The organism is Kitasatospora sp. NPDC004745, assembly GCF_042873275.1.
In the GTDB taxonomy this organism is placed as follows: domain Bacteria; phylum Actinomycetota; class Actinomycetes; order Streptomycetales; family Streptomycetaceae; genus Kitasatospora.
This window is the reverse complement of the sequence record NZ_JBIALK010000010.1, coordinates 105,000-122,881: the sequence shown is the minus strand read 5'-3', so window position 1 is coordinate 122,881 and position 17,882 is coordinate 105,000. Positions and strand designations below refer to the sequence as shown.

Genomic DNA, 17,882 nt, shown 5'->3' with positions numbered 1-17,882 from the left:
GTGCGGGACGACGGCGGGACGGGGCCGCTGGGGCCGCCGGGCCGGTAGCTGCCCACAGTAACGAACAGTGGTGCCGGGATGAGCCCGTCCAGGGCGGTGACCTGTCGGATCGTCGGACCGTCCGACCGGAGCGGCGGGGCCTCAGCGGGTCGCGCCGACCGGCGGTGCGGTCGTCGGCGCCGGGGCGGCCGGTGGTGCGGGGACGAAGGCCGGCGCGGTCGTCGGCGCCGGGGCGCGCGGCGGGAGACCGGGCGGCTGGGCCGCGTTCTGCTGCGCCGCGTTCTGCTGGGCCGCCGGGGCGAAGGTGCCGAGTGCCGCGACCGCGCGGGGGCGGTCGATGCCGAAGGCGGCGGCGCTCCAGCTCTCCGTCGCGGCGGCCTTGCCGGTCCCGGCGCCGTCGGTGGACCCGGCACCCCGGCCACCCCCGGTGGCCGGCCCGGACGGGCCGTCGGCCGGGCGGGTGCCGCGCACGCCGAAGGTGTAGTGCCCCGGTGCGACGTCGGTGCCGGGCGGGGTGGTGAAGCGGTAGACGAGCGTGCCGCGGTCCTGCTGGACGGTCACCACCGCGCCGGGCAGGTCGGTCCAGGCGGTGCCGGTGCCGGGGGCGAGGTCGCCGGGGGAGAGCCGGAACTCGGCCTGCAGGGCGGTGACCCGCTCGGTGACGGTGAGGTCGAGCTGGTGCCGCAGGCCGTCCCGTCCGACCGGGGTGACCAGGGCGACGCCGGTCAGCACCCGGTCGGCGTCCGGGTCGGAGTCGGTGTCCGGGGCGGTGCCCGGTCCCGGGGTGGCGGGCTCGCCGGGGGCCGGGTCCGTCGGCGGGGCGTCGGTGCCGGGCACCACGGCGGCGGGCGGCCGGGTGGGCTGGTCCGGCGCGGTCGGGCGGGGCCCGGGCGGAGCGGTCGGCGAGGTCGGTGAGGGGGAGAGCGACGGCGAGGCGGTCGGCCGGTCGGCGGCGGCCGGGTCGGTGCCCGGCTGCCCGGCGGCGGGGCGGGCCGCAGGAGTGGGACCGGCCGAGGGGGTGGTGCCCGGAGTGCCGGGCTCCTCGCTGCCGGCCGTCCAGGAGTCGGCCTCGTGGCCGTGCCCGGTGGAGGTCCGTCCGCCGGTGGCGTCCGGGGTCGCCGAGCGGTCGCCGGTGGCCTCGGGCGACGCGGAGCCGGCGGCCGCGACCGGCGCCGCCCCCGAGGGGTGCGGTGAGGGCCGGGAGCCCGCGGGGCGGCCGGTGGCCGCGTGGTCGGCCGGGGCGTCGGTGGGCGTCGGTGCGGCCGGGGTCCGGGCGGAGGCCGCCTCGGCCTGGTCGCCCGGGGTGGGGGTGGCCGGCGGGGTGGTGCCGACCCGGGCGACCCCGGCCCGCCGGCCCACGCCCTGCTGCTCGTTGAGCAGCAGGGTGGTGGCGATGCTGATGCCCACGACGGTCGACATCGCCATCGCGGCGCCGGAGAAGCGGAGGGTGGGCAGCCGGAGCCGGCCGCCGAACGGGCGTGGCCGCCCGTGCCGGCCGTGCCGTGCGGGCTCGTGCTGCACGTCCCGCGCGGTGTCCTCGCGCACAGCCACCGGACCCCTTCCCTCCCCGAAGTCGCCGTAGCGGTCGCCGTATTCTCCCATGCGCCGTCGGCCGGCCGTGCCGGCCGCCCGGGGGCGGTCCGCCCGGGGGCGGGCGGGCCCGTGCGGGGAGGGGGAGAGCGTACCAGCGGCTGCCCGGACCTCGGACCGATTCCATCCATTCCACGGACATCCGTTCGACAGACGGAAGTTGACGGTCCGTCTGACAAGCTGGGGTAAGGGTCGGCCGGCGCGGTCGGGGGTTATTGCAACCTCCTTGCAACCCTTGCCCGCCCGGGCGCGGGTGGCGCAGGCTGAGGTCATCCCACGCCGTCCCGGAGAGACCGTCATGCCGCCCGACCCGCTGTCCGCAGCCTCCAGTGCACCCCTCGCCGCTACCCCCACGGGCGGCGATGGGGTCGGCTCCACCGCCGCTCCGGCGGCGGTGGAGGAGGTGCTGACCCTGCGGATCTCGCTGGGCGAGGAGGTGGTCGGCGAGGTGCGCACCCGGTTCCGCTTCGAGGCCGCCCGTCCCTGCGAGGTGCTGCTGACCTTCCACCAGGGCCGCCCCGACGAGGCCGACTGGGTCTTCTCGCGCGAGTTGCTGCGCGACGGCCTGTGCACGCTGAGCGGCCAGGGCGACGTCAAGCTGTGGCCGGCCTACTGCCCCTGCCACGGCTCGACGTTGCACCTGGCGCTGGAGTCGCCGCACGGCAGCGCCCTGCTGGAGGCGTCCAAGCCCCGGGTGCAGGCCTGGCTCGACCGCACCTACGCGCTGGTCTCCGCCGAGGCGGAGCGCGACTGCGGCCCGACCGACGCCCAGCTGGCCGCGCTGCTCGCGGGCGGCTGAGCCCCGCTCAGGGCCTCTCCGCTCAGGGCCCCACCGGCCAGGACCTCCCCCGCCAGCGGCTCCCCGGGCCCGCGCGGCGGCGGGACGGCCGGAGCCGCGCCGGGCAGCCGGACCGTCCCCGCGGCCAGCCCCGCCCGCAACCGGCGCACGGCCGGGGCGGAGGAGGCCGGCAGCAGGTCGTACGGATCGTCCGGTCCGTCCACCGCGACCAGCACCGACTCGGCGAAACGGTACGGCCGGTGGGCCAGCAGGCCGCCCAGGTAGCGGCGCAGCCGGGACAGCTCGGCGCGGACCGTCACCGTGCGGCCCGGGTCGCCGAACAGCGCCTCCGCGAGCTGGGCCGCACTGCTGCCCTCCCGCCCGGTGGCGAGCAGCAGCAGCAGTTCGGCGTGGCGCGGGCTGAGCGCCTGCGACCAGCTGCCGGCCGCGCCCCGCACGGTCAGCTCCGGGCGGTCCGGGCGGCGCAGGTCGAGCCGGAGCCGGGCGCCCTCGGCCTGCTCCGCGGTCACCGTGCCGGAGCCGTCCTCCTCGGGCGGGCGCACCGGCCGGACCAGCCAGCCGTCCGCGAGCGGCTCCAGCACGCACTCGCCGAGACCGGGCACCCAGTGCACGGCGGTGGTGCCCCAGCCGTCGACCGGCACCCGCAGCCGCCCGGGCGGCGGCAGACCGGCCGCGGCGGCCGTCCAGCCGGCGGCGTCCACCACCAGGGCCGGGCCGGCCACCCGGGCCAGCAGCGGGGCGGCCAGGGTGCGCAGCCGGTGCAGCGCCTCCAGCCGGTGGGCGCGCAGCTCGGTCTCGGCGAGCCGGGCCGCGGTGGCGGTGAGCTGGAGCAGGTACGGGCGGACGCTGCGGGCCGGGCCGCTGAGGTTGATCGCGCCGACCAGCCGGCCGGTGCCCGGGTCGTGGACGGGGGCGGCCACGCAGGTCCAGGAGTGGTGGCTGCGCAGGTAGTGCTCGGCGGAGTGGACCTGCATCGGGCGCTGGGCCCGCAGGGCGACGGCGATCCCGTTGGTGCCGACGCTCTCCTCCGTCCAGCGGGCGCCGGTGAGGAAGCCGATCCGGTCGGCGCTGCGGCGCAGCCCGCGCTCGCCCTCCTGCCAGAGCACGTGGCCCTCGGCGTCGGCGATGGCGAGGATCAGCGGGGTCTGCCCGACCGGCTCCAGCAGGGTGTCGCGCAGCACCGGCATGACGGAGTCCAGGCCGCTCGCGCGGCGCCGCTGCTCGATCTCGGCGGGGCCGAGGTGGACGGCGGCCGCGCCGGCGTCGGGGTCGAGGCCCAGGCGCCGCAGCCGGGCCCAGGAGTCGCCGATCTCGGGGCGGGGGTCGAGCAGGCCGGTGGTGCCGGCCTCGGGGAAGGCGGGCTGGGTCAGTTCGCGGGCGGCGGCGTCGGCGAGGGTGCGGTCGTGGACCTTGGCCAGCTCCGTCGCGGTCGGCGGGGTGCGGCGCTCTGGTCGTCGGGACTGCCGTCCGGTCTGCCGCACTCGCGTTGCTCCTCGCCGCCGTTCGAGGTCGCGCCGGGGCCGACGCGCTGACGAAAGAGTACGGGTGCGGTGGGTTCCTGGGGATGGGGTCTGCCAACTCGGCATACCGGGCGGTACGGGAGTGGACATGCCGGGCCGGGATGGCTACGCCGTGCCCCCGGACGGTCGTGGGGCGCGGTGGCCGGGGGGTGGTTGCGGGGGCCGGGGCGGAGCGCGCGGGTGGGTCGGGACGGGGTGGCTGCCGGTGGCGCGGGTGGGGTGCCGTTGTGGTGCCGGTCGGGCCTGACGGCGGGCGCCGTGCGGGTGCCGGGTGCCGGGTGTCGGGCCCGGGGTCAGCGTTCCGCGCCGCTGCCGCGCTGGGCCGCCTCGACCGTGTGGTGCAGGTCGGCGGTGGCGTCCAGCGTGGCGGCGGTGCTCAGGGCCAGGCAGGCCGCCAGCGCGAGCGCGACCGCGCGGCGGCGGGTCCCGGCGGCGGCCGGGCGGGGCTGGAGCAGGGCGGCCACCCGGCGGGGGACCGGCCCGGAGTGCGCGGCGGGGACCAGCCGGGGCCGGGCCGGCCAGGGGGAGCGGCCGGCGGCCAGGGCGGCCCGGCCGACCGCGTGGGCCGTCACCGTGCGGTCGCCGACCCGGGCCGCCGCCACCTCGTCGGCCCAGCGCTCCAGGTGGAACCCGAGCGGCGTGCGCAGGGCGCCGAGCGCGGGGTGGAGGTCGGCGGCGTGTTCGGCCAGGGCGAGGAAGACGTGGTGGCGGGCGGCCAGGTGGGCCCGTTCGTGGGCGAGCAGGGCGGCCCGCTCGGGCCCGCTGAGGGCGCGCAGCATGCCGGAGGTGACGACGATCCGGCCGGGTTCGGCGGGCCGACCGGGCAGCGGCAGCCGTCCGGGCAGGGCGAAGGCGTCGGCGCGCTCGTCGTCGAGGACGGCGAGCGGGTGCTCGCCCGGCTGGAGCAGCGCCCGGGCGCGGGCCAGCGCGGCCCGCGGGGTGCGTGCCCGGCGCACGGTGGCGCGTCGAGGGCGCGTGTCCGGATGCCGGTCGTCGGTCGTGGTGGCGGTGGCGGTGGCGGTGGTGGCTTGGGCGGCGGCCGGGGACGCGGCGGGGACGGCGGCGCGGGCCGTGCGCAGCTCCAGCCGGTGGCGGCGGGCCGTGCGGACGGCCCGGGCGGTCAGCACGGCGAGCACCAGCCCGGCCGCGGCCGCGGCCAGGGGTGCTCCGGGGGCGGCGGCGGTGAGCCAGGGCAGCGACAGGTGGCCGAGCGCGGCGACCGGCGGCAGCTGCAGCAGCCCGGCGGCCGCGAGCAGGCCGAGCGAGCAGAGGGTGCCGCCGGCCAGCACGGCGGCCGTGCCGGCCAGGGTCCAGGCGGCGGCCCGGGGCGGCAGGGCCTCGGCGAGGCGGCGGGCGAGCGGAACGGCCAGGAACGGCAGCAGCAGCGGGGCCCAGACGGCGATCAGCACGGGCGGCCCGCCCCGGAGGCGTCCGGGCCGGGCCCGGTGGCGTCGGGCCCGGTGGCGTCGGGGCCGGGCCCGGTGCCGGGGTGGCCGTCGCCCAGGAGGGCGCGCAGCAACTGCTCGTCCTCGGCGGAGAGGTCGGAGACGAAGCGGGCCAGCACGGTGGAGCGGTCGGCCTCGCGGCCGAGCTCGGTGTGCATCCGGCGGGCGGCGAGCCCGGCCGGGTCCTGGACGGTCGGGGTGTAGGCGTAGGCGCGGCCGGCGCGGGTGCGCTCCACGGTGCCCTTGTCGTGCAGCCGGGCGAGGATCGTGGCGATGGTGGTGCGGGCGAGGTCCCCGCCGAGCGCCGTCTGGACGTCCTGCGGCGTCATCGGCTGCCCGGCCGCCCAGAGCGCGGCCAGCACCTCGGCCTCCAACTCGCCGGCGGGCCGGCGGGCGGACGGTACGTCGGACATGGCGGCGCTTCCTCCAGGTTTCGTCTACAGTCATGTAGACCGTCTACGTCACTGTAGACGGTCGGGGCGGGTTCCGCTGCGAACCGCCCCCCAACGTACGGGAGGTCCGCCAGCCTTGCTCCAGTTCCCCCCCGATCCGGCCGTCCACCTCGCGGTGAACCCGCTGGACGCGTCCTCGCTGCTGTCCGCCTTCGGCGCGCTCGGGATCGCCGTCGTCCTCTTCGCGGAGACCGGCCTGCTGGTGGGCTTCTTCCTGCCCGGAGACTCGCTGCTGTTCACCGCCGGCCTGCTCTGCGTCCCCGGCGCCACCAAGGGCCCGCAGCTGGAGCTCTACCAGGTGCTTCCCGCGGCCCTGGCCGGGGCGCTGCTCGGCGCACAGGTCGGCTACCTGATCGGCAGGCGCGGCGGCACCGCCCTGCTGCGCCGCTCCAAGCGCCGGAGCCTCCAGGAGGGCGCCCGGCGGGCCGAGGAGCTGCTCGCCAAGTACGGCCACGGCAAGGCGATCGTGCTCGCCCGCTTCATCCCGGTGGTCCGGACGGTGCTCAACCCGCTCTGCGGCGTGCTCGACGTGCCGGTGCGCTCGTTCACCCTCTGGCAGGTGATCGGCGGAGCGGTCTGGACCGTCGGGGTGGTGCTCGCCGGGTACGCGCTCGGATCGTCCGTCCCCAGTATCGACCAATATCTGCTACCGATCATCGGTCTGGTAGTAGTTGTCTCCGTGCTCCCCATCGTTCTCGAACTGTTCCGCGCCCGTAAGGCGCGCCGTCACGGAGGTGACGTGTGATGTCCTCCCGGGCCCTGGCCGTGTACGACGGCAGCGGCATCGACGGCGGCCTCTACACCCGGGTCAACGAGTGGGCCCAGGCGGCCCCGCACTGGCTCGACGAACTGATCAGACTGTGGTCCGCGGTCGGACTCGGCCTGTTCGCCGTCTTCATGCTCTACGCCTGGTGGCGGGCGCGCGGCGCCGACTCGGCGGTCATGGCCGGGGTGCTGGCCTCGCCGGTGATCGTCGTCCTCGCGTACGCCGCGAACTCCGCCCTCAAGAGCACTGTCGAGGAGGTCCGGCCCTGCGCCCAGATCCCCGGCAGCGTCTCCCTGGAGGCCTGCCCGGGCACCGGCGACTGGTCGTTCCCCAGCAACCACACGGTCATCGCCTTCGCGGCCGCCACCGCGCTCTGGTTCGTCGACCGGCGGCTCGGCTGGATCGCCGGGCTCTTCGCCGTGCTGATGGGCGCCTCCCGGGTCTGGGTCGGCGTGCACTACCCGCACGACGTGGCCGTCGGCGCACTGGTCGGCGTCCTCGTCGCCCTCGTGCTGGCCGCGCTCGCCCGGCGCTGCGGACCGCTCGTCGACCGGATGCGGGGCGGCGCGCTGCGCCCGTTGCTCGGCCCCGGCGCACTGCCGCTGGTGGCCCGCGGGCACTCACCGTACGAGACGCCGCGGCACTGATTCCGTAACCCGCCCGACCCTTGTTCGGCCGGGGTGGCGGGTAGAGCATGTGAGCCGGGCGTGGGACCCCTCCGCGGGGGCCCCGCCCGGCTCAGTCGTGCCGGGGCGCGGGAGCGCCGGGCGTGCCAGCGGAGGGAGTGCCGATGCCGTACCGACTCGACATCACGCAGGGGGAGTGGCCGGGCGGGTCGCCGCACAAGGGCGTCGAGGGCCTGCTCCAGGAGACCATGGTGCTCACCCTCGCCACCGCCGGGCACGAACACGGCCCGCACGCCAACCTGGCCTTCTTCGCGTACGACGACGACCTCGTCCTCTACTTCGTCAGCGAGCGCTCCACCCGGCACAGCCACCACCTCGCCGAGGAGGCCCGCGCCGCCGCCACCGTCTTCCTGCCGCCACCGGCCTTCGGCGAGCAGCTGCGCGGCCTCCAGCTGACCGGCAGCGCGGGCGAGGCCTGGGGGCGGCAGGCGGAGGCGGCGCTGGCCGCCTACCAGGGGCGCTACCCGGCCTTCGCCCGGGACGAGGCCGTCCGGCGGCAGTTCCTCACCGGCGGCGGCGCGGCGGCGCTGTACCGCTTCCAGGTCGAGGAGCTGACGGCGGTCGACGAGCCCAACTTCGGCCGCCGCAACTACCTCCGCGCCCGGGTCCTGCGGGGCTAGGGGTGTCCTCGGGGGTGTCCGGCGTGGGAAGTCGGCCCGGCCGACTTCCCCCGCTCGTGGCCCGCGTCGTGACGGAGTCCGGTGCCGACCGACGCTACCGGTCACGGTGTGAACGGCGGGCGAGGGTGCCGAGGCCGACCACCGTGAGGGCGGTGGTGAGCAGGACCGCGGTGGCCCAGAACAGGTCGGTGCCGAGGTCGATCTCCTCGGGCCGCTTCGGTCTCGCGGTGCCGTCGAGGGCGAGACGGACGGTGACCTGGTCGCCGACCCGCAGGGTCTGGACGCGCTGGTTGAGGCGCCCGCCGGGGACGGGGGTGCCGTCGGCGGTCACCAGGGCGTAGTCCCAGGAGGGGTCGCGGGTGCCCGGGGTGCGTTCCACGCCGGTGATGCGGGCGGTCACCGTCGGCCCGCTGCTCAGCACCACGTCGTCGCGGACGTTTCCCGCCGCGGCGGCGGCCACCAGGAGCACGAGCGGGGCGATCAGGGCGGCGAGGCAACCCGGGGTCCCGCCGGCGAGCCTGCCGAGGCCCGCCGACAGGCCGGCCGTGCACAGGAGCAGGACGCCCAGGCCGGCCGGCCAGCCGTGGGACCCGTAGGCGGCCGCGGTGGCGACGATCGACAGCGGTGCGGCCAGTGCGAGGACGATGGTCAGCCCGACGGAGCCGCGGCGGGGTCCGGGCCCGGGACGCGGGGCGGCGGCCGTCATCCGAAGGCCTGGCGGATGGTGTCCCACTGGTCGGGGGGCAGGGCGTCGCGGCTCTCGTCGCGGGGAGGGTGGAAGGAGATCCCGCGGAGGGCGGTGGCCAGGAGGGGCAGCCACTCGTCCCAGTGGTCGACGTCCTCGGTGGTGAAGACGGCGGCGACGACGTGCGGGCTCCACGGGTGGGGGAGGAGCAGTTCGAGCTGACGCACCGTGCTGACGGTGGACTCGGTCACCCCCCAGACCGCGCCGGGGACGGGGACGGCGACCTGGCGGGCGCTGAGGGCGGCGCGGCCGGCCGGGTGGTCGACGACCCCGACGTCGGCGCCGGGCCAGAGCTCGGCCAACTCCTCGGCCACGCGGGCGGGGTAGCTTCCGACCGGGCCCGTGTCCTCGGGGCGGAGGAAGACGGTGAGCACGCCGTGGAGGGGTTCGCCGTCCACGGCCCGGACCAGACAGCTGGAGACGTGGACGGCGCCCTCGCGCAGCTGGGCCTGCAGGGCGGTCTCGGCGGCGATCACCGCGCCGAGTTTCTGCTCGGCGCCGACGCCGGGGAAGAGGGTGTCCAGTCGTTCGGCCGAGCGGGCCATCCGGTCGCCGGGGTCCTCGTCGAGGTCGATGGCGGTGAAGCCCCCGGGCAGGGTGATCCAGAGCGGCGGGGTGGCCTCATCGTCCATATCCGGCCGCCCATCCGCCGAGGCCCAGCAGGTTGCCGACCGTGGACACGGTGCCGATGACGGCGTTGGCCTTCCCCCCGCCGACGGCGGTGCCGGCCGAGCCGAGGACGGTGTTACTGACCGTGAAGTCGGCCATCTTCTCCCCCGGTGATCGCCGTGTCGGACCGGGTGAGCATAGTCGTGCTCCGCGGGCGGGCGAGGGGCTTCGGGGGCGGGTTCCGGCGGGTGTGACGGGATCTTTACGGGCCTTCTACGGAGCCTTTGCGTCCGCGGGGCCCGGGGTGCGTCGTGGGGGCGGGGTGGCGGACGGGCCGGGGCGGGGCGTCGGGTGGTCCGGCGCCCCGCTCCGGCCCGGGTCCGGTGCGGGCGGTTCAGCGGTGACGGGCCGTCACGTGGCCGGTCAGTGGCTGTTGCGGAGGTTGAGCACGACGACGCCGACGATCACCAGCGCGATCCCCAGCCACTGCAGGCGGCCCAGGGACTCGCCGAAGGCGACCACGCCGATCCCGGCGACCGCGGCCGTCCCGGCCCCCGACCAGACGGCGTAGGCGACCGAGACCGGGATGTGCTTGAGCGCCCGGCCGAGCAGGACGAAGGACAGCACGTAGCCGATCGCGACCCCGACGCTCGGCCAGAGGCGGGAGAACCCTTCGGTGAGCTTCAGGCAGCTGGTGGCGCAGACCTCGCTCACGATGGCGAGGGCGAGCAGGAGGTAGGGCATGGCGTCAGACGGCCCGGTCGGTGCCGAGCCGCCCGAGCAGCGCGAGGTCGGCCTGCTCGAGGCTGCCGAGCAGGGTGATCCGGGCGCCGTCCGGCATGGGCGTCGCGGTGGAGGGCACGGCGAGCACGGCGCAGCCGGCCGCGGAGGCGGAGGCGACCCCGGTGGGGGTGTCCTCGACGGCGACGCAGACGGTCGGGTCCAGGCCGAGCCGCTCGGCGGCGGCCAGGTACGGGTCCGGTGCGGGCTTGGTGCGCGGGGTGTCCTCGGCGGCGAGGGTGACGGCGAACCAGTCCCGGCCGATGGCGGAGAGCACCAGTTCGACCACCCGGCGCGGCGAGGCGGAGACCAGCGCGGTGGGCACCCGGGCGTCCCGCAGCGAGGCGAGCAGGGTGAGCGCGCCGGGGCGCGGGACCGTCTCGGCGGCGACCTTGCCGGCGAAGGACTCGCCGAGGCGGTCGGCGAGTTCGGCCTCGCTGAGGTCGGTGCCGCTGACCCTGTGCAGGTGGGCGGCGGTGTGCTCGACGGCCTGGCCGAGCACCTCGGGGGCGTCCTGGTCGGTGAGCGGGCGGTGCAGCTCCTCGGCGAGCTCGGCGGCGGCCTGCCACCAGAGCTGTTCGGTGTCGACCAGGGTGCCGTCCATGTCGAACAGGACGGCGGCGGGCAGGACGGTCCCGGGGGGCGTCCCGGGGGCGGTTTCAGGCATGGCGGTACCTTCGGTGGTCCATCGGGTGGCGGTACGAGGGTTTCAGACGGCCGCGCGGCGGGCCATCCGGCCCCCCGGTGGGGGCTCGGCGGGGCCGGGCCGGGGGCCGGGCGGCCCCGCGGTCGGGCGCAGCGGTCGGGCAGGTCGGTCAGGCGCGGCGGTCCACCAGCACCGGGCGCTCCGGCAGGGACAGCTCGGCGCGCGAGCCGGCCGGCAGGGCGGCGGTGGCCTCGGTGGGCAGGTCGGCCTTGACCTCGGTGCCGTCGTCGAGGCGGACGGTGAGCCGGGTGACGGCGCCCAGGAAGGAGGCGGCGACGACCAGCGCCGGGCCGTGCTCGGCCGGCGTCAGGGTGACGTTCTCCGGGCGGACCAGCACCTGCAGCTCGCCGCCGGCCGGCAGCTCGCCGTCCACGGCGTGCCGGCGGCCGAGCACCTCGACGCCGTCGGAGGTGCGGGTGCACGGGATGCGGCTCATGGTGCCGACGAACTCGGCGACGAAGGCGGTGGCCGGGCGGCCGTACAGCTCGGACGGCGTGGCGCACTGCTCCAGCCGGCCGGCGCGCAGCACCGCGACGCGGTCGGCCATCGACAGCGCCTCCTCCTGGTCGTGGGTGACGAACAGGGTGGTGATCCCCAGCTCCTGCTGGAGACGGCGGATCTCCTCGCGCAGCTGGAGCCGGACCTTGGCGTCCAGGGCGGACAACGGCTCGTCGAGCAGCAGGACGCGCGGCTGCAGGGCGAGCGCCCGGGCGAGCGCGATGCGCTGCTGCTGGCCGCCGGACATCTGGTGCGGGTAGTGCTCGGCGCGGTGCGGCAGGCCGACCAGTTCCAGCAGTTCCTGGGCGCGCTTGCGGCGGTCGGCCTTGCCGGCGCCGCGCATCCGCAGGCCGAAGGCGACGTTGTCCAGGGCGCTCAGGTGCGGGAAGAGGCTGTACGACTGGAAGACCATGCCGGCGTCGCGCTTGTGCGCGGGGATCGCGGTGATGTCCTGGCCGTCGACCAGGACCTCGCCCGAGTCGTGCTGCTCGAAGCCGGCCAGGATGCGCAGCGCGGTGGTCTTGCCGCAGCCGGAGGGGCCGAGGAGGGCGAGCAGTTCGCCGGGGTGGACGGTGAGGTCCAGGCCGTCCAGGGCCGTGGTGGTGCCGAACGCGCGGCGCAGCGAGCGGAACTCGACGGTGGCGCCGCCGGGGGCGAGCGCGACTCCGGCGACGGGGGCGGGGGCCGTGGTCATGGCTGGTAACTCCTGGAAGGCGTGGGGTGGTTCGGGGTTCCTCGGACAAGCCCTAGGGGGGTGGTGCCTAGGAGCGGGCGGCCTTGCGGCCGCGGCCCGCGGCGGACATCAGCAGCAGGACGACCCAGACGATCAGCAGGCTGAGCATCGAGACGGCGACGGACATCTGGCCGTCGCTCTTGCCGTTGGAGTTGATCCACACCGAGAAGGGGGCGAAGCCGAGGATGGAGGCGGTGGTGAACTCGCCGAGCACCAGGGCGACGGTGAGCACGGCCGCGTTCAGCAGCGCGCTGCGCAGGTTGGGCAGTACGACGGTGAACACGGCGCGCAGCCAGCCGGCGCCGCAGTTGCGGGCGGCCTCGACCAGGGTGGTGACGTCCACGCCGCGCAGGCCCGCGTCCAGCGCCCGGTAGGCGAACGGCAGGGCCATCAGCACGTAGGCGATGACCAGCACGATCGGGAAGGCCGGGTCCTGGATGGCCACGATGGTCTGGAAGAACGGGGTGTCCTGCAGGTAGTCCGGGCCCCAGCGCAGCACGCCGATGATGCCGGTGGTGAGCGCGACCACCGGGACGACCAGCGGCATCGAGCACATCACCTCGATCACCGGGCGCAGCTTCGGCGCGCCGAGCCGGGCCGCGAGCATCGCGGGGACGAGCAGGAGCAGCAGCACCGCCACGGTGACGCCGGCCAGTTCGAGGCTCAGCACCAGGCTGTCCGTGAAGCCGGGGGCGTTCAGCAGTTCGGTGTAGGCGCGGAAGGTGACCCCGCCCTTGGTGTCGTCGACGCTGAAGTACACCGACGCGGCCATCGGGACGGCGAAGTAGACGCCGCAGAGCAGCAGGACGAGGCCGCGGCCGGGACGGATGCGGTTGATCAGGCGAGCCACTTGGCACTCCGGCGCTGAAGGGGCAGGTACACGGCCATCACCAGGCAGGCGACCACGATCATGTCGAGGCCGAGGGCGAGGGCGAGGTTGCCCTGGCCGACCAGGACGTTGCCGGACAGCGCGTCGCCGATCTGCATCGAGATCAGCGGCACCGAGCTGCCGACCATGGCCTCGGCGGTGGCGTACGCGGCGAAGGAGGCGCCGAACAGCAGCACGAAGCCGCCGAGCAGCGAGGGCACCAGCACCGGCAGGGCCACGTGCCGCCAGTACTGCACGACGGTGGCGCCGTTGTTGTACGCCGCCTCGCGCCACTGCACCCGCAGGCCTTCCAAGGCGGGGGTGATGGTGATGACCATCAGCGGGACGAGGAAGTACAGGTAGACCACCGAGAGGCCGGAGAAGGTGTAGAGGTTCCAGCCGTGCTTGGTCAGGCCGAGCCGCTTGGTGACCTCGCCGGAGTTGCCGAGGGTGGCGACGAACATGAAGGCGAGCGGCACGCCGCCGAAGTTGGCGAGCACCCCGGAGGCGGAGAGCACGGCCTCGCGGAAGACCCGGAACCGGGAGGTGGCGACGGCCTGGGCCAGCGGCAGGCCGACCACGGTGGCGATCAGCGCGGTCAGCAGGGAGAGCTTGACGCTGCCCCACAGGGCGGTGAAGTAGGCGCCCTGGAGCGAACCGGTGAGGTTGTCGGTGGTGAAGGTGCCGCCGCCGTCGGGGGCGTCGGTGGAGGTGGTGAACGCGCCGATGGCGATCGCGACGGCGGGCAGTCCGAAGCCGATCACGAAGAACAGCAGCAGGGGCAGGGCGGCCAGCCAGGCCCGGCTGCGGCCGGCCCGGCCCCTGGCGGGGCGGGGGGACCGGCGCCCGGCGGCGGTCCCGGTGGTGGTCGTGGGGGCGGGGGCCGCCGTGGCGGCCGGGGAGCTGGGGGAGACGGGGCCGGGGGCGCCCCCGCCGCGCTGGGCGGCGGAGGCGCTGGCCGGCACCGGGGTGGGAGCCGTGGTCATCGTCAGGTCAGCCCGCGATCGCCTTGGCCCAGTTCTCGGTCACGACCTTCTTGGCCGCGTCGGTCTGGTCCGGGGTCGGGAAGGTGGTGAAGGGCTTCTCGACCGGCGGCAGCTTCGAGGCGGCGTCGGCGTCGAGGGTGCCGGCGGTCTTCATGGCGTCGAACAGGGCCGGGGTGGCGAAGCCGCCCATGAAGCCGTTCTGGCCGGCGGCGCTGTAGAGGTACTCCTCCCACAGGCGGGCGGCGGCCGGGTGCGGCGCGTCCTTGTTGATGGCCTGGTTGTAGTACTGGGCGTAGGAGCCGTCCGACGGGATGGCCACCTGCCAGTCGAGGCCCTTGTCCTTGAACTTCACGGCGTAGCCGGCGTTCAGGTACGACCAGTCGATGCTGATCGGGGTCTCGCCCTTCTCGATGGTCGCCGGGGTGACCTCGACCGGGTTGAAGTTCCCGGCCTGCTTCACCTTGCCGAAGAAGTCGATGCCGGGCTGGATGTTGTCCAGCGAGCCGCCGTTGGCGAGGGCCGCGGCGTAGACGGCGCCGAACGCGGCACCGGCCTTGGTCGGGTTGCCGTTCAGGGCGACCATGCCCTTGTACTCGGGCTTGAGCAGGTCGGCGAAGGTCTTCGGGCAGGCGGCGACCTTCTTGGCGTCGCAGCCGATCGACATGTAGCCGCCGTAGTCGTTGTAGCTCAGACCGTTGGCGTCCTTCATGGTGGCCGGGATCTTGTCGAAGTCGACGACCTTGTAGGGGGCCAGCAGGCCCTGCTTGCCGGCGCTGATCGCGAAGGCGGAGCCGAGGTCGACGACGTCGGGGGCGCGGTCCTGGCCCTTGCGGGAGGTGATCGCGTTGATCTCGTCCTGGCTGGAGCCGTCCGGGTTCTCGTCCTCGATCTCGATGCCGTACTTCGCCTTGAAGTCGTCCATCAGCTTGCCGTAGTTCGCCCAGTCGCGGGGCAGCGTGATGACGTGCAGCTTGCCCTCCTTCTTGGCGGCGGCGACCAGGGCGTCCATCCCGCCGAAGTCGGCGATCGAGGTGGCGGTCTTGGCGCTCTTGCCGCCCGCGGCGTCGCCGGACTTCGCGGAGGAGCCGGCGGAACCGCAGGCGGTGAGGGACAGCGCAGCGGCGGTCAGGACGGCCGCGAAGGCGGCGGAACGGGCGCGGTGCACGGACACGGGTCAGTCTCCTGAGAAGGGGGAACTGCAGGGGGTGTCTTGATCGGGGGATCTGGCGAGTGGCCGTCCGGGTGAGGGGGGGTGAGCCGCCCGGAGCCGTCCCGGACTGCCGTTCGAGGCCGTCCGAGTTGACTAGCCAACTTCGCTGACGGAGGTAAGTACGCCGGAGTCCGGTGACGGGAAGGTGAACGGACGGCCCAGAACCGGGGTCGGCTGCGGGAACGGTGGAATCCGGCCGCCGGAGCGTGATCCGTTCGGTGCGATGCTTCGAAGGCGCAGCCGGATAGGGTCGGCCTGTCCGCGCCGGCACGGTTGCGCAGGACACCGCCCCAGGAGGGACATTGACTGACGTGGCACTTGAGCCCGAGCGCCCCGCGGCCGAGCAGCGCCCCGCGGCCGAGCAGCGCCCCGCCCCCGAGCGGCGGCCCGCCGCGACCGGGGACCGTGCGTCCGGCGCCCTGTACCGGAAGGTGGCCGCCGACCTGCGCGAGGCCATCACCACCGGCGCGTTCGGCGAGGCCGGGCGCCTGCCCGCCGAGGGCGCCCTCGCCGAGCAGTACGGCGTCTCCCGCGGCACCGTCCGCCAGGCGCTCGCCGTCCTGCGCTCCGACGGGCTGGTCACCTCCCGCCGCGGCACCCGGCGGGTGGTGCTGGGCGGCGCCCGGGTGCAGAGCTTCTCCGAGCTGCTCAGCTTCACGCACTGGGCCTACTCGATGGGCGAGGAGCCCGGCGGCATCCTGGACTCGCTGGTCCGCCGCCCGGCGGACGCCGCCGAGCGCGAGCAGCTGCGCCTGGAGCCCGGCGCCGACGTGTACGTGACGGTCCGCCTGCGGACCCTCTCCGGCGCGCCGGTGATGGTCGAGCGGACGGTCTACCCGCCGCGGGTCGGCGAGATCGTCGCCGAGCTGCCGCCGGACGTCGTCTCGCACACCGAGGTCCTGCGCGAGCACGGCATCCTGTTCACCGACGCCGACCACACCATCGACATCGTGGCCGCCAACGCCGAGGACGCCCGGCTGCTGGGCTGCCGGCGCGGCAGCCCGCTGCTGCGCGAGCGGCGGCGCACCACGGACCCGACCGGCACGCCGGTGGAGTGGTCCCAGGACCGCTACCTGCCCGGGACGGTGGCCTTCAGCGTGCACAACTCGCTGGCCACGTCGGCGCTCTCGCGGCACGCCCGGGAAGGGGACTGAGCCCCCTCCCGGGCTCCGGCCGGGCGGTCGGGCCGTGCACCCGGCGCATCAGCGTGCGGGCGCACCGCCACCCGGGTGCGTCGCGGGCACCGGCGTCAGCGCATCAGGGCGGCGAGCAGCGGGCGGTAGTGGTCGAAGCCGGGCGTCCCGGCGCCGGCCACCTTCGCCTGCTCGTCCCAGCGGCGGACGGCCACCGCGTCGGCCGCGCCGGGCAGTTCGGCGAAGGCGGCGGCCTGCGGGCCGTCCATCGGGCCGCCCTGGACGGTGAGGGTGTACTCGGACGCCTCGGACAGCCGCTCCCGGTAGCCCGGCTCGACCGCGCACAGGTAGCGCTTGGCGGCGACGTGCAGCCGGACCGGCTCCGTCACCTCCGGGCCGAACCACTGGGCCAGCCAGTCGGCACCGGTGTCGCTGTGCCGGTTGTCCCGCCCCTCCATCAGGTCCCGCCCGTGCAGGGTGCCCCGGAAGTGGCCGAGGTCGTGCAGCAGTGCGGCGGCGACCAGGTGCTCCGGCGCGCCGGCCGCCTCCGCCGCGGCGGCGGCCTGCAGCATGTGCTCGGCCATGGTGACCTCCTCGCCCAGGTACTCCCCGGCACCCTCGCCGGCGAACAGGGCGGCGATCGCGTCCAGCGCGGCGGAGCGGCGGTGCAGCACGGCGAGGGTGCTGGCGAGCGAGTCCAGGTCGGCGTAGCAGCCCTGGAGGTGCCGGTGGCCGTCCTGCCGGAAGGCCGTCCGGGCGTGCAGCAGGCGGGTGTTGTCGAAGACCAGGCAGTCGCCGGGGCCGAGCCGGAAGGCGAGCTGCAGCTCGGGGCGCAGGGTGATCGCGGCGAACCGGCGGTACGCGGCGTAGAAGGCCTCCCGGTCGCCGACGCGCAGGGTGCCGATCGAGCGGTTGTTGAAGCGCACCTCGCGGATCCGGCCGAGCGCGTCCACGTCGATCAGCGGGCGGTCGGCGCGCAGCTCGGTGCGGCGGTCGCGGAAGACGAAGGGGACGGGTGTGCCGGTCAGCAGGGCGAAGTCGGCCGGTGACTCCGCGCGCAGCACGGCGGCCGCCTTGAACCCGTCGACCAGGCCGGAGTCGCCGCCGGTCGCCGAGTTCTCGAGGCAGTGCAGCAGCTGGAGCGTCGGCACCGGGTCGCGGTAGGGGTTGTCGGTGTGCGGGGCGATGGCGGCGCTGGTGAAGGCGAGGTTGTTCGGGTCCGGCTCGACCCGGACGTCGAACAGTTCGCCGTAGTTGGTGACCCGGACGTACCCGAAGCTCTCGGCGACCCGCAGGACCTGTCCCTCCACCGCGGGCACCCCGCGCAGCACGGCGAACCCGCTGTGCCGGACGGCGGCGAGGACGGCGGCCCGTTCGGCGGGGTCGGTCAGGTACTCCTCCCAGCCGGCCTCCGGGATGCCGCGGGCGAAGTCCGCCGCCGCCCAGAGCCGCTTGCCCTCCTCCGTCCGCCCGTCGCCGTGGTCGGTCTCCCCGAGCCAGGCCAGCGGGTAGCGCGACCGGTGCCCGTCCGACCAGAGCACCTCGAGGTCCGGACCGATCTCCTTGCTCGCGGCGATGGTCAGGTCCTCCGGCAGGTCGCCGACCCGGAACAGCTTCTGTCCGTTGCGGTGGTCCCGGCACTCGGTGCACGGGCAGTTGTCGCGCAGCCAGTAGGGCGGCAGCTCGGACATGGTGGTCTCCTCCTCGACGGTGGCCCAGCGGGCAAAGTTGTATAG

19 protein-coding genes are annotated in these 17,882 nt (G+C 75.7%); 5 read left to right on the top strand and 14 right to left on the bottom strand.

Annotated features, from left to right (window positions below; genetic code table 11):
* Window positions 1-141: 141 nt before the first annotated feature.
* Complete coding sequence (locus tag ACFYUY_RS18825; protein ID WP_387901766.1) at window positions 142-1,551, bottom strand: hypothetical protein; 1,410 nt, start codon at window positions 1,549-1,551, stop codon at window positions 142-144.
* Window positions 1,552-1,888: 337 nt separating this feature from the next.
* Between ACFYUY_RS18825 and ACFYUY_RS18820 the strand changes: the two genes are divergently transcribed.
* Window positions 1,889-2,389 carry an SsgA family sporulation/cell division regulator gene (locus ACFYUY_RS18820; RefSeq protein WP_387901764.1) on the top strand — a complete coding sequence of 167 codons (501 nt, stop codon included), beginning with the start codon at window positions 1,889-1,891 and terminating at the stop codon, window positions 2,387-2,389.
* Here ACFYUY_RS18820 and ACFYUY_RS18815 read toward each other — a convergent pair.
* The 3 genes from ACFYUY_RS18815 to ACFYUY_RS18805 form a co-directional block, all read right to left on the bottom strand.
* Window positions 2,308-3,870, bottom strand: coding sequence for a GAF domain-containing protein (locus ACFYUY_RS18815; protein WP_360218433.1), 1,563 nt, complete (start codon window positions 3,868-3,870; stop codon window positions 2,308-2,310). The genes ACFYUY_RS18820 and ACFYUY_RS18815 overlap by 82 nt on opposite strands.
* 332 nt (window positions 3,871-4,202) lie before the next feature.
* Window positions 4,203-5,318, bottom strand: a complete 1,116-nt coding sequence (locus ACFYUY_RS18810) for a M48 family metalloprotease (protein ID WP_387901761.1) — start codon at window positions 5,316-5,318, stop codon at window positions 4,203-4,205.
* Window positions 5,312-5,767 carry a BlaI/MecI/CopY family transcriptional regulator gene (locus ACFYUY_RS18805; RefSeq protein ID WP_387901758.1) on the bottom strand — a complete coding sequence of 152 codons (456 nt, stop codon included), beginning with the start codon at window positions 5,765-5,767 and terminating at the stop codon, window positions 5,312-5,314. Before ACFYUY_RS18805 ends, ACFYUY_RS18810 begins: the two co-directional genes overlap by 7 nt.
* Before the next feature lie 115 nt (window positions 5,768-5,882).
* Between ACFYUY_RS18805 and ACFYUY_RS18800 the strand changes: the two genes are divergently transcribed.
* From ACFYUY_RS18800 to ACFYUY_RS18790, 3 genes are all read left to right on the top strand, one after another.
* Window positions 5,883-6,551, top strand: a complete 669-nt coding sequence (locus ACFYUY_RS18800) for a DedA family protein (protein WP_360218424.1) — start codon at window positions 5,883-5,885, stop codon at window positions 6,549-6,551.
* Window positions 6,551-7,219 carry a phosphatase PAP2 family protein gene (locus tag ACFYUY_RS18795; RefSeq protein WP_387901755.1) on the top strand — a complete coding sequence of 223 codons (669 nt, stop codon included), beginning with the start codon at window positions 6,551-6,553 and terminating at the stop codon, window positions 7,217-7,219. Before ACFYUY_RS18800 ends, ACFYUY_RS18795 begins: the two co-directional genes overlap by 1 nt.
* A 143-nt stretch (window positions 7,220-7,362) precedes the next feature.
* Window positions 7,363-7,878: a pyridoxamine 5'-phosphate oxidase family protein gene (locus ACFYUY_RS18790; RefSeq protein ID WP_360218418.1), complete on the top strand. Its 516-nt coding sequence runs from the start codon at window positions 7,363-7,365 to the stop codon at window positions 7,876-7,878.
* A 94-nt stretch (window positions 7,879-7,972) separates the two neighbouring features.
* Here the strand turns inward: ACFYUY_RS18790 and ACFYUY_RS18785 are convergent, their stop codons facing one another.
* The 9 genes from ACFYUY_RS18785 to ACFYUY_RS18745 form a co-directional block, all read right to left on the bottom strand.
* Complete coding sequence (locus tag ACFYUY_RS18785; protein ID WP_387901751.1) at window positions 7,973-8,584, bottom strand: hypothetical protein; 612 nt, start codon at window positions 8,582-8,584, stop codon at window positions 7,973-7,975.
* Entirely contained in the window at window positions 8,581-9,255 is a 675-nt protein-coding gene (locus tag ACFYUY_RS18780; RefSeq protein ID WP_360218413.1) for a hypothetical protein, read from the bottom strand. The genes ACFYUY_RS18785 and ACFYUY_RS18780 overlap by 4 nt, the downstream gene beginning before the upstream one ends.
* The gene (locus ACFYUY_RS18775) at window positions 9,245-9,391 is read right to left on the bottom strand and encodes a hypothetical protein (protein WP_387901749.1); all 147 of its coding nucleotides are present in this window, start codon (window positions 9,389-9,391) and stop codon (window positions 9,245-9,247) included. The genes ACFYUY_RS18780 and ACFYUY_RS18775 overlap by 11 nt, the downstream gene beginning before the upstream one ends.
* A 264-nt stretch (window positions 9,392-9,655) precedes the next feature.
* Entirely contained in the window at window positions 9,656-9,976 is a 321-nt protein-coding gene (locus ACFYUY_RS18770; protein WP_360218405.1) for a multidrug efflux SMR transporter, read from the bottom strand.
* A 4-nt stretch (window positions 9,977-9,980) separates the two neighbouring features.
* Window positions 9,981-10,679 (bottom strand): HAD family hydrolase, encoded by a 699-nt coding sequence (locus tag ACFYUY_RS18765; protein WP_387901747.1) that lies wholly within the window; start codon window positions 10,677-10,679, stop codon window positions 9,981-9,983.
* A 148-nt stretch (window positions 10,680-10,827) separates the two neighbouring features.
* Window positions 10,828-11,910 (bottom strand): ABC transporter ATP-binding protein, encoded by a 1,083-nt coding sequence (locus ACFYUY_RS18760; protein WP_387901744.1) that lies wholly within the window; start codon window positions 11,908-11,910, stop codon window positions 10,828-10,830.
* A 67-nt stretch (window positions 11,911-11,977) separates the two neighbouring features.
* Window positions 11,978-12,787: an ABC transporter permease gene (locus ACFYUY_RS18755; RefSeq protein ID WP_387901877.1), complete on the bottom strand. Its 810-nt coding sequence runs from the start codon at window positions 12,785-12,787 to the stop codon at window positions 11,978-11,980.
* The gene (locus ACFYUY_RS18750; protein WP_360218396.1) at window positions 12,787-13,803 is read right to left on the bottom strand and encodes an ABC transporter permease subunit; all 1,017 of its coding nucleotides are present in this window, start codon (window positions 13,801-13,803) and stop codon (window positions 12,787-12,789) included. Before ACFYUY_RS18750 ends, ACFYUY_RS18755 begins: the two co-directional genes overlap by 1 nt.
* A gap of 7 nt (window positions 13,804-13,810) precedes the next feature.
* Window positions 13,811-14,974: an ABC transporter substrate-binding protein gene (locus ACFYUY_RS18745; RefSeq protein WP_387901742.1), complete on the bottom strand. Its 1,164-nt coding sequence runs from the start codon at window positions 14,972-14,974 to the stop codon at window positions 13,811-13,813.
* Between the two features lie 350 nt (window positions 14,975-15,324).
* Between ACFYUY_RS18745 and ACFYUY_RS18740 the strand changes: the two genes are divergently transcribed.
* A complete protein-coding gene (locus tag ACFYUY_RS18740) occupies window positions 15,325-16,167 on the top strand; it encodes a GntR family transcriptional regulator (RefSeq protein WP_387901738.1) in 843 nt (280 codons plus the stop codon).
* A gap of 95 nt (window positions 16,168-16,262) precedes the next feature.
* Here ACFYUY_RS18740 and ACFYUY_RS18735 read toward each other — a convergent pair whose 3' ends face one another.
* A complete protein-coding gene (locus ACFYUY_RS18735) occupies window positions 16,263-17,837 on the bottom strand; it encodes a TauD/TfdA family dioxygenase (protein ID WP_387901735.1) in 1,575 nt (524 codons plus the stop codon).
* Window positions 17,838-17,882: the final 45 nt, after the last annotated feature.

Bases quoted from the DNA above. Each gene is read 5' to 3' on its own strand.
- ACFYUY_RS18820 (WP_387901764.1), top strand. From the start codon at position 1,889: ATGCCGCCCGACCCGCTGTCCGCAGCCTCCAGTGCACCCCTCGCCGCT.
- ACFYUY_RS18805 (WP_387901758.1), bottom strand. From the start codon at position 5,767: ATGTCCGACGTACCGTCCGCCCGCCGGCCCGCCGGCGAGTTGGAGGCC.
- ACFYUY_RS18795 (WP_387901755.1), top strand. From the start codon at position 6,551: ATGTCCTCCCGGGCCCTGGCCGTGTACGACGGCAGCGGCATCGACGGC.
- ACFYUY_RS18790 (WP_360218418.1), top strand. From the start codon at position 7,363: ATGCCGTACCGACTCGACATCACGCAGGGGGAGTGGCCGGGCGGGTCG.
- ACFYUY_RS18785 (WP_387901751.1), bottom strand. From the start codon at position 8,584: ATGACGGCCGCCGCCCCGCGTCCCGGGCCCGGACCCCGCCGCGGCTCC.
- ACFYUY_RS18780 (WP_360218413.1), bottom strand. From the start codon at position 9,255: ATGGACGATGAGGCCACCCCGCCGCTCTGGATCACCCTGCCCGGGGGC.
- ACFYUY_RS18775 (WP_387901749.1), bottom strand. From the start codon at position 9,391: ATGGCCGACTTCACGGTCAGTAACACCGTCCTCGGCTCGGCCGGCACC.
- ACFYUY_RS18770 (WP_360218405.1), bottom strand. From the start codon at position 9,976: ATGCCCTACCTCCTGCTCGCCCTCGCCATCGTGAGCGAGGTCTGCGCC.
- ACFYUY_RS18765 (WP_387901747.1), bottom strand. From the start codon at position 10,679: ATGCCTGAAACCGCCCCCGGGACGCCCCCCGGGACCGTCCTGCCCGCC.
- ACFYUY_RS18760 (WP_387901744.1), bottom strand. From the start codon at position 11,910: ATGACCACGGCCCCCGCCCCCGTCGCCGGAGTCGCGCTCGCCCCCGGC.
- ACFYUY_RS18750 (WP_360218396.1), bottom strand. From the start codon at position 13,803: ATGACCACGGCTCCCACCCCGGTGCCGGCCAGCGCCTCCGCCGCCCAG.
- ACFYUY_RS18735 (WP_387901735.1), bottom strand. From the start codon at position 17,837: ATGTCCGAGCTGCCGCCCTACTGGCTGCGCGACAACTGCCCGTGCACC.